The following is a 12498-nucleotide window of genomic DNA, read 5'->3' as shown; positions in this document are numbered from 1 at the left end:
AAACCTGTAAATATTACGATTTGACACTGTGAATTCAATATAAATTATTATTTATAGGGTAGAAGGTACTATGGTAATATCCTGGCTTTGCGATTGTATAATATGTGAAAAGAATTCTTTTAAATCGAGGTATTGATCTGGCAAAAACAAGGGTTTGTTCAGCATAGAAGATATTTGCACAGTAAGTACACCCTCGGCTTCTTTTATGATATACAGATAACGCGCATCTCGATTAGGTAGCGCTAAGCTTTGGTTCTTGGGCTTATTTTTTACTGTATATGAATCTGGTAATTTTATATTTAATATAAATGATTCCTCAATTGTGGAGCCTAAGTCTACTGGATATGATCTTTCATCTAGATTGAATGGATTTTTAGTTGTCCTGCTGGTAATAAATGGAATGAATTTGAGTTCATTGCCATTTTTATTTGCAAAATTTTTAAATTCAATTTCTTGAGATTCTGTTAGAACTTGTGAAGGATCATCTAGATTATACATCTCATGTGTGTTAATTTTGTAGTTTGTATTTTTTTCATAAATGTTTTCTTTGTACTCCTCTATGGAATTGAACTTTTTAATTTCTTCGCGTTTGTTAGTAGCTGCATATCCTATACGCATAGAAGTTAATGTTCCATGTAACGTACCATCCTCAGTTAGTTCGCCTGTAAAATCATAACTCACTTTACTTGATAACATAGAAACCAAATCTACCCACTTATAAGCTGTTTTTGTCAGTAGGTTTCCTTTGTGATTAATACATCGCAGAGGTAACTGCCCAAACGGTGCATGAGCATCTGATGCATCCAGAAGATATTCTGAAGAATCTATTTCAATATGAGTTATTACATAGTTGTAATCGGTAATAGTTGGTCTGAATAAAGCCGGCATTCCATTTTCGCGTGTGGATAAAATTACTGGATTAGCTTCGATATTAGCAGCACGCAACGCGCTGATTAGCGCAAAATTAATATCTGCTGCATTCCCATTTCTTTGTTCTAAAGCTTTCTTTACACCATTGTCTGCGAAAAGACCATAACTTTTATTCCAATTTATTTGTGTTTTTATATAATTATATAAGATGTTCGCTTTTTCGTAATTCGTCATATCATCTTTGATTATTGTGGGAAGAATCGATTTAAAAAGATTAGTTCTGTTTAATTCTTTACCAAAATTATCAGTCGTATATAATTGCTCTTTAACATTTTCCCAAGTGGTAGCATAATTGTGGCTTGGGCCAAAAGGAATCGAAAATGAAGCTAATTCGAATGTAAGCATACCCATGAAATTCTTGGGAGTGGTCATATAATCCTCCCTAATAAATGCTGGAATATCTTTAGCGATATATATTGTTTGCGTCCCGCGGATATCTCCTGTCGATGTAGATATTTTGGTGTCATAAGGTAATTGCTTGCGGGAGTCCAATTTTACATATCCTTTCATATTCACATTATAATGGCATATTTCGGGAATTTCGGAAACAAATTCTGAATGTATTTTAGGTATATAGCTCTGAAATTGCCAAGACTCTAAATTATACAAGTAGGGAGATTCTGTGGAATATTTAAGTTCAATGATGGAGCCTTCTTTGACATTGGCCAATGCTATTTTAACGACATCTCTATTCTCTGATACTTTTTCGGTCAAAATATTCTTTTTATCCAGATCGGTTTTCTCAATTTTACCATCATCTAATTTATTGTATGTGGTGCCTTTTACTCCCTCAATTGTCTCTCTACTGCCACTGCTTTTGAACAACGGTACAGTAAAATTTGCATAATCTAGACCTTCTTTGTTTTTAATCAATATTTTTGTGTGGTAATAAAAGCGTAAAACTAATTCTCCTTTAATGTTTTGGTATTCAATTCTAGCCTTGCCGTATTCATGCAATACGATTGCTTCGGAATGAGGAGCGTAATCTCCCTTATCGAAATCTTCAGCTGATATTTTTCCAAACGAAAAATCTTGTGCAAATCCACTTATAGTTATTAAAACAAACAGTAGGGTTAATAGTGGTTTTAACATTTTGGTTTAAATGAGTTAATAATTACTTCTAAAGTAATGTAAATTTTTTTAGTTTTCTTGAAAAAAAATTAGGTCTATGTTGGTTAACATAATTAGTATATTTGTTTTCAATTTTTATAAACCATACATTATATGAAAGTTAATAAGTTCCATACGTATACTGTGCTAGCAGCTTTAGCATTAGGTTCATTGTCATCTTGTAATTCTGGGCAAAATGCAGAAAACGAGGAAGAAATACATAATCCTGCAACGCAAACAATACCAGAAGACATGAAAGAATTAATTGGCCGATGGGATATCACTGTTGAAAAGGAAGGTAAGCAAGTGCCATCTTGGTTAGAGGTGAAATTGTCAGGTTTCAACACGTTGGTAGGTTATTTTGTAGCAGATGCGGGTAGTGCTCGCCCTGTTTCGCATATTAAACTGAATGCTGGAAAAATTTCATTCGAGATTCCTACACAGTGGGAAGATGGAACAGGTCTTATCAAACTTGAAGGTGTGTTAGAAGGAGGTAAGTTAAAAGGTAAAATCATAAGTAACAAAGGAAACGAATTTTCGTATACAGGGGAAAAGGCACCTTACTTAGTTCGTACGGCAGAAGGTAAATTAGGTGCTCCAATCGAATTATTCAATGGGACTGATTTGACAGGATGGAAAACTTCTTCAGATGATAATCAATGGGAAGTGAAAGATGGTGTCTTAATCAATAAAAAAGCAGGTGCTAATTTAATCTCTGAGCAATCTTTCGAAGATTTTAAATTGGAAGTTGAGTTTAAATATGGTAAAGATGGCAATTCGGGAATCTATTTACGCGGTAGATACGAAGTACAAATCGAAGATTCACCATTAGACAGACACCCAGGTTCGCTGTATTACAGTGGAGTGTATGGATTTTTGACACCTAGCGCAATCGTTACGAATGGTGCTGACCAATGGAACAAATATGAAATTACATTAAAAGGTCGTATGGTAACTGTTGTTTCCAATGGAAAAATTGTTATCAGCAACCAAGAAATTCCAGGAATCACAGGCGGAGCGTTGGATAGTAAAGAGGGTGAACCAGGACCGATTTATTTGCAAGGTGACCACACAGGTGTAGAATTTAGAAAAATTACGATTACACCAATTCAATATTAGAATACTGGTGAAAAAATACTTAAATGCTGCTTTTTCTGTTCATGAAAAAGCAGCATTTTTTTAATTTAGGCTATTATGAAAAATAAAATATTATTGCTTTTGAGTTTTTTGATGTGCAATGGATTGGGGTTTGCGCAGCAAGATTCAATAATGTTAGATCAGATTTATCGTCATTCTTTTTTCAATGGAAAAGCTTACGATAATTTGAGGGTATTAACGAAAGAAATCGGTAACAGAATTGCGGGATCACCCAAGGCTGAGCAAGCGGTAAATTGGTCAAAAAACTTAATGGAAACATTGTCTTTTGATAAGGTGTATTTGCAAGATGTAGCTATTCCGTATTGGGATCGTGGTGAAAAGGAAATTGCTAAGATAGTAGGAACAGATGAATCGTTAAGTGTGTTGGCTTTAGGTGGTTCAGTAGGAACTTCAGTTGATGGACTAACAGCCGAAGTTGTAGAAGTCGAATACTTAGCGGATTTAAGCAAACTTGGCGATGCAGTGCAAGGAAAAATTGTTTTTGTTAATAAACCTTGGGACGAATCGCATGTGGATGCTTTTGTCGCGTATAGTTTAAATAGTAGCCAACGTTCGCGAGGTCCAGTAGAAGCGGCCAAACGCGGTGCTATTGCTTATTTGTTTCGTTCACTTGGTTCTTCTATTGATGATTATCCGCACACAGGGGGCACACGTTATGCTGCTGGTATCGATAGTATTCCAGGACTAGCTATTTCGGCTGTGAGTGCCAATAAACTAAGCGATGCGCTGAAGAAAAATAAGAATTTGAAAGTTTTTTTGAAGCTCAATTCACAGTGGAAACCAAAAGTAAATACACATAATGTCTTAGCCGAATGGAAAGGAACTATTTATCCCGACAAAATAATCACTATTGGTGGTCATATAGACTCTTGGGATGTAGGAGAGGGTGCGCATGATAATGGAACTGGGACAATGGGTACGCTTGATGCTATTCGCACGTTGATGGAATTGGGGTATAAACCCAAGCATACCATTCGTTTGGTGTTTTATATGAACGAAGAGAATGGTGTGCATGGTGCTATTCAATATGGTGTGGAAGCACAACGTAAGAACGAACAGCAAATTGTAGCAATCGAAAGCGATGCAGGTGGATTTTCGCCGCGGGGTTTTGACATCAAGGCTTCGCAGGATGCGGTATCTTGGATGGTGAATACTTGGAAACCACTATTTGAACAAAAGTACTGGGTTTCTAGGTTTTTAGCAGGCAGTCCTGGTGTTGATTCAGGCGTTTGGGGATCCAAATTTCCTAATACAATTATGTTTAATCTTAGACCTGATCCACATCGTTACTTTGATGTACATCATACCGCCAAAGATGTTTTTGAAGCGGTAGATCGTCGCGAATTACAATCAGGCGTTGGTGCATTAGCTTCTTTGCTATATCTTGTGGATACACATTACGAAGCGATACCAAAGAATATCAATTAAAAATAGCAACAGCTCCTTATGACATGGAGCTGTTGTTATTTTATTCTCTAAAGGATTTAAATTTGTATTATAAACCAATAAGTACAACTACTATATCTTTATTGTGATACGCCGGGTAGTATGACGCAATAGTACCAGCATTTTTATAGTCCCTCAATTCTTCGTAAATCGTGTCACGTAAAATCCCTTTTCCTTTGCCGTGAATAAATTTTATTTCTGCATAGTCCCAATAGATGGCTGCATCCAAGGATTCCCTAAAATAATCAATTGCCAGCGCTAATAGTTCATCAACATCATAATCTTCCCAATCGTCTAAAAATGCTTCGGCATGTAAATCCACCGTCTTTGGTGGCTTGGATAATGTTCTCATTGGCTTAAAATAATAAAGGTTTATTCGGATTATTGCGAATGAAATCGATTTTACTCTCAAACATTACGGCCATTTTTTGTGCTCTCCAGATCGCCTCATCTGCTTTTTCTCCCGCGAATAAGCTATGTACCGTTTTTCCGAATAACTGGAGCCATTGATCAAAGTGAACCTTACTAATGGGTAAATGCGCATGTGGAGGAAATGGCCTCCCGTCATACGTATATTCATCCAAAAGTATTGTCTGCCAAAATCTGTACATCTTTTCCAAATGTTGCGGCCACCTGTCTTGAATATTTTGATTAAAGATAATTCCCAACATATCGTCCGCTCTTATTTCAGCATAGAAAGTGTCGACCAGCAATTTTATATCTTCAATATTTTCTATATCGCTCATTCGAATTTGTATTAATACTAACAAAATTCTTGTTTTTTTAATTGCAGTCCGTCACGTTGAAGTCAATTGATTAGGATTTAATGATTTTCACTATTTCATCGAATCCTCTACGTTCTGCATGTTGAAGCGGTGTCACGCCATCATGATCAGGAATATGCAAATCAGCACCTGCATCTTTTAGAATTTGTACTATTTGTTGATACTTTACACTTCCATCACCAAGTATAACTGCTTCCATTAATCCTGTCCAGCCTAGTCTATTGACATGATTAATGGGGAAATCTTTCGTATTTGCTAATAATCTTACAGTTTCTACATGTCCTCTTTCACAAGCAGGAATTAGCGCAGATCCATTGTATCGGTTGAATATATCGAATCTTGCACCATTTGCGATAAATAATTTGAGTAATTCGGTTTGACCCGTGGCTCCAGCATATAAAAACGCACTATCCATATTGTTAGCTTGCTGGTTGACATCTGCTCCGTGTTGTACTAATATTTTTGCCATTTCGAAATAGTAATGGTTGGTAGCAATCAATAGAAGAGAACGGTTAGCATCATCTGTAATATTAACATTAACTCCTTGCTTTAATGCGGAGACCACAAATGTTGTGTCGTTATTCACCACAGCTTTTATAAGCTTTTGATTATCCATAATTGCTTGAGTTGAATCTTGTGTTTGCTTTGCATTACACGATAGCAACGCATAAATCATATATAGTATGAATGTAAATGATTTCATGTTTTTCAAAAGTTGAGTTTACAATCTAATTCTTTTTCAGCGGATAGTAAGATACAAAATGAAATTTGGAAGAAGAAATATCATCAATTTGTGTCTGCTTTGATTGTGTAGTTTAATGCGGTTGAAAATTATCTTTCAATAAATCAGTAGGTTCTATATTTATTTGAAATAAATATTTGCAAGTAACCAAAATCGCTGTATATTTGCATCACAATAAACAAAAGGTGATACCTTTTCGGGGTGTAGCGTAGCCCGGTATCGCGCCACATTTGGGATGTGGAGGTCGTAGGTTCGAATCCTGCCACCCCGACAAAAGCCACTGAAAATCAGTGGCTTTTTCTTTTTTCGGACATATTTCGGACAGAATTGTGCTATTTTAGAGATATTATTAAGTTGTGAAAAGTAATATTAAATTACTTTATGCATCTGTTACTATCATTATCAGTTGTAATTAATATTGAAGTTTTTATTTTATTTCACTCAGATATTTGCAGTTTAATTAACTCTTCTTTTAATAAGATGTTGTATGATGAAGTAATTTTTCTAAATTCATTCATGTTGAAATCTGTTAATGCTTTGAATAAATCAATGGAAGAATTTTTGCCTACCTCAAATCTTTCTTTCATAGCTTCATAATTCATTTTACTACTAGTATAGGCACTTTCTATAGCTTTGTTTTCTTCAACTGCTGCACTCCATTCCAGTTTGAGCTGATTGTAGGTTTGGGCTCTTTCTCTAATTACTTTCTCTCTTTCTAGCTTTAGACTCTCTGTGTTGATATTTGATTTGATTATGCTTGCTTTAGTATTATTTTTGTCAAAAATATTGTAGGATAGAGTAAAATTGAGATACAAGGATCTGTTGCTGTTCATTTGATCAATGAGAGGCATTACCTTACTGGAATACGAAGAAGTAAAACGTTGAGAAGAATAATTTGTACCATATCCTGTATTAAAAGAAATTGTAGGATAATACCCAGACTTTGCAAGTCTGTTATTAATAATAGATTGATCTATTTTACGATTAACTATTTTGAGATAAGGATCATTTACGGCAATAGTGTATTCATTCAATAAAGGTTCTTGTTGAATAACAACAGGTTTTATTAATTCAATTTCATCATCCAGCTCTAAAAGCTGTTTTAATTTAAACATACTAAGATCATAGGCATTCTTGGCATTTGTTAGATTCAGTTGGTCGTTAGCAAGCTTGCTCTGCGCTTGTGCTAAGTCCAAAATGGTACTTTTCCCGGTCTCCAATTTACTATCTTCAGCAAGCACGAGTTGTTCAGATAATTTAGATTGTGATGTTGCTGCTTGATAGAGGTCATAATTAATCAAGGATTGAAAATATAAGTTGATAAGTTGAATCTGTAGTTCGTATTTCAATCTTTCTGTATCCATTTTGGAAAGGTCTAGATTTACCTTACTTAATTGAATGTTATTGTAACCTCGAAATCCTTGAAAAATTGTAATACTTGAATTTACATTTGCATTAACAAAATGTGTCCATTGGTTCCCTGTTATCAACTGTCCTGTGATTTGATCAAAATTTAAACCCATTGTATTTTGATTATTCATGGAGAAGCCAAGATTGGGCATTAAATTATCATAAGCCTGATCCAATTCTATTCTAGAAATTTTCTCTTGAAGAGCAGCCTGTTTGATATTCGTATTATTGCTTTTTAAAATTTCATTAGCTTCAGTAAGCGATATTTTGGTTTGAGCGGATAGATTATTTGTGATAAATAGGGTTATGCTACAAACAAGAATTAAAAATTTCATTATTTTGAATGTCCAATGTATTTTAAATTGTCAAAGAATCGCTCTATTAGTCTTCTGTCTTTTGTAATGATTTCTGCTGTACCCTTAGCCTCAAATTTGAAATCAAGTGTGGTGCCGTAATTTGTTATTAGTTCATCTGGGAAATCCAATGTTACCATATAGCTTTCCAATGTACCATTATTGGTTTGTAAAGAAGTGCTTACTAATCCTATATTGGTGACTCTCGCCTTGATATATCCGTACTCCATATAAGGGTAGTCAGCCATCTTGACGATTACCTCTTGTCCATTTTTTACTTTTCCAGCACCAGAAATAGGTAAGAGTACTTGACCTAAAGTTTGATTTTGTTGAGGTACAATAGAAAAAAGTGATTCACCAGCTTGTACAAACTGATTTTGATTCCAAAATTTCAGAAATTGTACTTTACCAGCTATAGGAGAAGTGATAAGGTATTGCTTTTCCCACAGAGCTATTTTATCAATTAGATTGTTATAGCCGGTAATTAATTCCAGCTCCAATTGAAGTTCTCGCTCAGTTTTGGCAATTTTATTTTGCTGAATTGAATTCTCCGTGTTGGAGATTTGTTCTCGCACCGAACCCGTATTACGTAAAGACGTTTTATATTGATCTGCTGAATTGATATTGGAAGCAATAGATTGTTCGTATTCTGCTTGACTGATGATCTTACGTGCCAATAGAATAGAATCTCGCTCCAAGAATTTTTGATTCAATTTGATGTTTTCCTTGCTAAGGTTTTCTTTTTCTTTGAGTGTACCTAGCGCATGGTGTTGTTCTTGGAGTATATTGGATAAAGATTGTTCCTGCTTATCGTATAGTCGATGGTCTTGATAATCTGCTAACTGTTTGACAGCAGTTAGAAATGAAGAATAGGGGATCGTCAAATCACCAAGATTCATGTTTTTAGGCAAAATATCGTAAACCTTTCGAGCCTTGAAACCTTCTAAATTGAAATCTTTAGTATGCTCCTTAATTTTCTGAATTAATGCAGGATCTGCAGGATTGTCTATCCAAGCCACCAATTGTCCGACTTTTACGTCGTCTTGTGATTTTAGTTGGTTAATCTGGAGCTTACCATTTTGTTCAGCAACCAAACGCAGAGGCGCTTGTTGCGCAGAGATGGTTACTTCACCAGTAACGATGTCTGGATATTTGACAATATAACCGAAAAATATAAGTAAGCCAACAATACCAAATACCACATATGTAATGTATTTAGCAAAAGTATTGGGCATTCGCTCTATAATATCCTGAACCTCTTCTGTGCGGTTCGGGATGATTGTTTTATTATCTTTTATATTTTGTATTTCTTCAACACTCATGAGTATATTAATTTGCTAATACTTTGACTTCGGATTGGCTTTCGACTAATTGGTGATATCTTCCCTGTCTTTGCATTAATGAGTCATGGTTTCCAACTTCGACAATATGTCCATCACGCATGACGACAATTTGATCTGCTTTACGGATCGTACTTAATCGATGGGCGACTACGATTACGGTCTTACCATGAAAAACTTCATCCAATGCTTGAGTGATTTTTTGCTCGTTGATGGTGTCAAGGGCATTCGTAGCTTCATCGAAAAATAAAATATCAGGATTCTTGTATAAAGCCCTTGCTATTAGGACACGTTGTTTTTGTCCACCACTCAATCCACGTCCGTTTTCACCCATTTTGGTTTGGTAACCTAATGGAAGTTGTTCGATTTCATAACCAATATTAGCAGTTTGTACGGCTTTTCGAAGTTTATCATTGTCAGGTTTTTCATCATCTAGGATGATGTTGTTCAAAATGGTGTCATTGAATATTTTACCATCTTGCATTACTGCACCACATTTGTCACGCCATTGGTGTAGACCTATATTGTTGATATTCATGCCTCCAATCAAAATTTCTCCATAACTTGGTTTGTACAATCGAAGTAATAGTTTTAATAAAGTCGATTTGCCAGAACCACTATCTCCAACAATTGCCGTGATTTTACCTTCAGGAATTACCAAATGGATGTTTTTTAATATCAGAGGAGAAACGGTAGTATATTGAAAGGATACATTATTCAATACAATGTCCTTACTGCCAGCTAGATCCATGTCATTGTTCCCCACGTCTTCATCCTCGTCCTTTAATATTTGAACTTCATTTAGTCGCATAAACGATATTTGCGCAAACTGAAATCCGACCATAAAAGAGATTAGTTGCTGTACTGGGCCGTTCAACATACCGATGATGAATTGGGTAGAAATCATGACTCCAAACGTAATTTCACCAGCAATAACGGCTTTGGCACAAAAAAAGGTAATCAATAAATTTTTAACAGAATCAATGAAGCTAGCGCCTAAGTTTTGAATATTGTTGATGCCCAGCATACGAAGATTTACCTTAAATAATCTCGCTTGAATACCTTCCCATTTCCAACGTTTAGCTTGTTCATAATTGTTAATTTTAATATCTTGTATACCACCTATGGTTTCCACCCAATAGCTTTGATTTTTGGCATTCAACTCGAAATAATCCCAATCTAATTTTTTCCGAAGGCGTAGAAATCCCATCACCCAAAGGATATATAATGCACTACCCACTAAGAATATCCAAAATATGGTCTTGTTGAAAATTAATAATACGACACCAAATATGACAAAGGTCAACGACGAGAAAATAAGATTCAAGGAATTGTTCATAATAAAGGAACGAATGCGCTCATGGTCATTGGCACGTTGTAGTATATCTCCAAGCATTTTGTTTTCGAAGAAAGAAACTGGTAGTTTCATTAACTTAATGAGATAATCAGAAATCAATGCGATATTAATACGGGAAGACATGTGCTGAAGTATCCAATCTCGTACAGCCGAGCTCAACGTAATACTTACAATCAATGCTAAATTGGCTATCAAAACAATATTGATAAACGATACATCCTGAGTCTGGATCCCAACGTCAATGACCGCTTTTGAGATAAAAGGTAGTACAGCCTGCATTGCTGTAATAAGAAGCATAACCAATCCCAAATAGAGAAAGCTTTTTTTATAGGGTGCAAAATATCCTACGATATTTTCTAAATGTCTTCCTCGTTCAGCTTTCTCATGTACTTGACGCTGTTTGAAGTCTGCTTGAGGCTCTAGAATCAAAGCTATTCCTGAGGTTTTATTTTCATTGCGCTTGGTCCATTTATCCTCAAATTCTTCTTTATTATAACTAACATGACCTTTAGCTGGATCAGCTACATAGAATGTAGTCTTTCCATTTCGTTTTTCTTTAACATCGTATAACACAATAAAATGCGAATTGTCCCAATGAAGAATAATAGGTAAAGGTACTTTTTCAATTAGATCTTCGGTTGTGCAGTGTGCTGCTAAGGAGCGTAAACCTATAGTTTCTGCTCCATGAGATATTCCCGCCAAAGATACACCTTCTCTTGTATTACCGCAAAGGTCACGTAAGTATTGCAAGGAATAATACTTACCGTAGTATTTAGCAATCATCTTTAAGCTCGCAGGACCACAGTCCATGAAATCAAGTTGACGATCTATAGGAAATGGTTTAATAGTCATAGTTTGGACTAATGCGTTTATAAATTTAGATTTCTAGTGAAAAAAATAGTAATATCAATCAATAACAGTGCTAGGGAAGCAGAATTTATTAAGCAAATACTTATATTTAGAATATAAATATTCTTGATCAAATTCGTTTTTTAAATATTTACTTTCAAATATTTTGGTTATCCATTTCATAATTTCTAATTCTGAGCCAATTCGCGTAGTACTGTTAAAAAGGCAGTAGTGTATAAGTAGTTCATGCTCAGTGTGTTCTATATCAATCTCTGTCAGATTTTTAGATAATAATTTTAACACGTTAATACGTTGCTCTGCTAAACCACTAGATGATCTAGTAGAACTGTTATGAATACGATAGGAATGATGTATAGTTGATAAATTTCCCAATTTATGCTTTTTACTAATTCTGCACCACAGATCATAATCTTCACAAAATTTATAATTTTTATCATATTTGTATTCCTTAAATATGCTACTATACATGGTCATCGCTGAGTGAACATACATGTTACAAAATAATAACATGAATTTACATTCTGTTGGGTTACTATTAACTATTCTATTTCCCAAGAATAAACCATTAAAATCAAAGAGTTGCATTGATGAACTAACTCCAACAAAATCTCTATTTTCTTTAAGAAACTTTATTTGTTCTGATAATCTTGTTCCAATCATTGTATCATCAGCATCCATTCTTGCTATAAATTGCCCATTGCATTGTTTAATTCCAAAATTTAAAGCATTTACTAAGCCCTGCTTTTCCTCATTTACGTAATATTTTAATCGTTTTTCGATCATTTGTAATGATCGGATAATCATTTCTGTATTATCATTACTGTGATCGTCAATAATTATAATTTCATAATTTTGGTAGTCTTGACGTAATATACTGCTTATCGTGTCCAAAAGATATGGACCGTTGTTATGGGTCGGAATCAAGATAGAGGTTTCGATAATTAAATTATTGTGTTCACTATTCATAATGGATCATTTTTACATGACGAAATTTCTT

At 34.8% G+C, this 12498-nt stretch carries 10 protein-coding genes and 1 tRNA gene; 3 read left to right on the top strand and 8 right to left on the bottom strand.

Annotation, left to right across the window (positions count from 1 at the left end; genetic code table 11):
- Positions 1-51 precede the first annotated feature (51 nt).
- Positions 52-2022: a transglutaminase family protein gene (locus GOQ16_RS11935; protein WP_160069491.1), complete on the bottom strand. Its 1971-nt coding sequence runs from the start codon at positions 2020-2022 to the stop codon at positions 52-54.
- Between the two features lie 132 nt (positions 2023-2154).
- Here GOQ16_RS11935 and GOQ16_RS11930 point away from each other — a divergent pair, with 132 nt between their 5' ends.
- Positions 2155-3159 carry a 3-keto-disaccharide hydrolase gene (locus GOQ16_RS11930; RefSeq protein ID WP_160069490.1) on the top strand — a complete coding sequence of 335 codons (1005 nt, stop codon included), beginning with the start codon at positions 2155-2157 and terminating at the stop codon, positions 3157-3159.
- A gap of 75 nt (positions 3160-3234) precedes the next feature.
- Positions 3235-4626, top strand: coding sequence for a M20/M25/M40 family metallo-hydrolase (locus tag GOQ16_RS11925; RefSeq protein ID WP_160069489.1), 1392 nt, complete (start codon positions 3235-3237; stop codon positions 4624-4626).
- Positions 4627-4693: 67 nt separating this feature from the next.
- Here the strand turns inward: GOQ16_RS11925 and GOQ16_RS11920 are convergent, their stop codons facing one another.
- From GOQ16_RS11920 to GOQ16_RS11910, 3 genes are all read right to left on the bottom strand, one after another.
- Positions 4694-4996, bottom strand: coding sequence for a Smr/MutS family protein (locus GOQ16_RS11920; protein WP_160069488.1), 303 nt, complete (start codon positions 4994-4996; stop codon positions 4694-4696).
- 4 nt (positions 4997-5000) lie between these two features.
- Complete coding sequence (locus tag GOQ16_RS11915; protein WP_160069487.1) at positions 5001-5390, bottom strand: group III truncated hemoglobin; 390 nt, start codon at positions 5388-5390, stop codon at positions 5001-5003.
- 70 nt (positions 5391-5460) lie between these two features.
- Positions 5461-6132: an ankyrin repeat domain-containing protein gene (locus GOQ16_RS11910; RefSeq protein WP_160069486.1), complete on the bottom strand. Its 672-nt coding sequence runs from the start codon at positions 6130-6132 to the stop codon at positions 5461-5463.
- A 236-nt stretch (positions 6133-6368) separates the two neighbouring features.
- Here GOQ16_RS11910 and GOQ16_RS11905 point away from each other — a divergent pair.
- Positions 6369-6442, top strand: a tRNA-Pro gene (locus GOQ16_RS11905).
- Positions 6443-6608: 166 nt separating this feature from the next.
- Here GOQ16_RS11905 and GOQ16_RS11900 read toward each other — a convergent pair.
- The 4 genes from GOQ16_RS11900 to GOQ16_RS11885 are packed head-to-tail and all read right to left on the bottom strand — an operon-like array spanning position 6609 to position 12467.
- Positions 6609-7916, bottom strand: coding sequence for a TolC family protein (locus tag GOQ16_RS11900; protein WP_160069485.1), 1308 nt, complete (start codon positions 7914-7916; stop codon positions 6609-6611).
- On the bottom strand, positions 7916-9256 hold the full coding sequence (locus GOQ16_RS11895; protein WP_160069484.1) for an HlyD family secretion protein: 1341 nt from the start codon (positions 9254-9256) through the stop codon (positions 7916-7918). The genes GOQ16_RS11900 and GOQ16_RS11895 overlap by 1 nt, the downstream gene beginning before the upstream one ends.
- Before the next feature lie 7 nt (positions 9257-9263).
- Positions 9264-11483 (bottom strand): peptidase domain-containing ABC transporter, encoded by a 2220-nt coding sequence (locus GOQ16_RS11890; RefSeq protein ID WP_160069483.1) that lies wholly within the window; start codon positions 11481-11483, stop codon positions 9264-9266.
- A gap of 54 nt (positions 11484-11537) precedes the next feature.
- Positions 11538-12467 carry a glycosyltransferase family 2 protein gene (locus GOQ16_RS11885; RefSeq protein WP_160069482.1) on the bottom strand — a complete coding sequence of 310 codons (930 nt, stop codon included), beginning with the start codon at positions 12465-12467 and terminating at the stop codon, positions 11538-11540.
- Between the last annotated feature and the right edge of the window lie 31 nt (positions 12468-12498).

This window comes from Sphingobacterium bovisgrunnientis (assembly GCF_009829085.1).
In the GTDB taxonomy this organism is placed as follows: domain Bacteria; phylum Bacteroidota; class Bacteroidia; order Sphingobacteriales; family Sphingobacteriaceae; genus Sphingobacterium; species Sphingobacterium bovisgrunnientis.
The sequence above is the reverse complement of the archived record's forward strand: the minus strand, read 5'-3'. Positions and strand labels throughout refer to the sequence as shown.

Excerpts from the sequence above, each read along its gene's own strand:
- GOQ16_RS11885 (WP_160069482.1), bottom strand. The coding sequence starts at position 12,467 with ATGAATAGTGAACACAATAATTTAATTATCGAAACCTCTATCTTGATT.
- GOQ16_RS11910 (WP_160069486.1), bottom strand. The coding sequence starts at position 6,132 with ATGAAATCATTTACATTCATACTATATATGATTTATGCGTTGCTATCG.
- GOQ16_RS11935 (WP_160069491.1), bottom strand. The coding sequence starts at position 2,022 with ATGTTAAAACCACTATTAACCCTACTGTTTGTTTTAATAACTATAAGT.
- GOQ16_RS11915 (WP_160069487.1), bottom strand. The coding sequence starts at position 5,390 with ATGAGCGATATAGAAAATATTGAAGATATAAAATTGCTGGTCGACACT.
- GOQ16_RS11920 (WP_160069488.1), bottom strand. The coding sequence starts at position 4,996 with ATGAGAACATTATCCAAGCCACCAAAGACGGTGGATTTACATGCCGAA.
- GOQ16_RS11895 (WP_160069484.1), bottom strand. The coding sequence starts at position 9,256 with ATGAGTGTTGAAGAAATACAAAATATAAAAGATAATAAAACAATCATC.
- GOQ16_RS11930 (WP_160069490.1), top strand. The coding sequence starts at position 2,155 with ATGAAAGTTAATAAGTTCCATACGTATACTGTGCTAGCAGCTTTAGCA.
- GOQ16_RS11890 (WP_160069483.1), bottom strand. The coding sequence starts at position 11,483 with ATGACTATTAAACCATTTCCTATAGATCGTCAACTTGATTTCATGGAC.
- GOQ16_RS11925 (WP_160069489.1), top strand. The coding sequence starts at position 3,235 with ATGAAAAATAAAATATTATTGCTTTTGAGTTTTTTGATGTGCAATGGA.
- GOQ16_RS11900 (WP_160069485.1), bottom strand. The coding sequence starts at position 7,916 with ATGAAATTTTTAATTCTTGTTTGTAGCATAACCCTATTTATCACAAAT.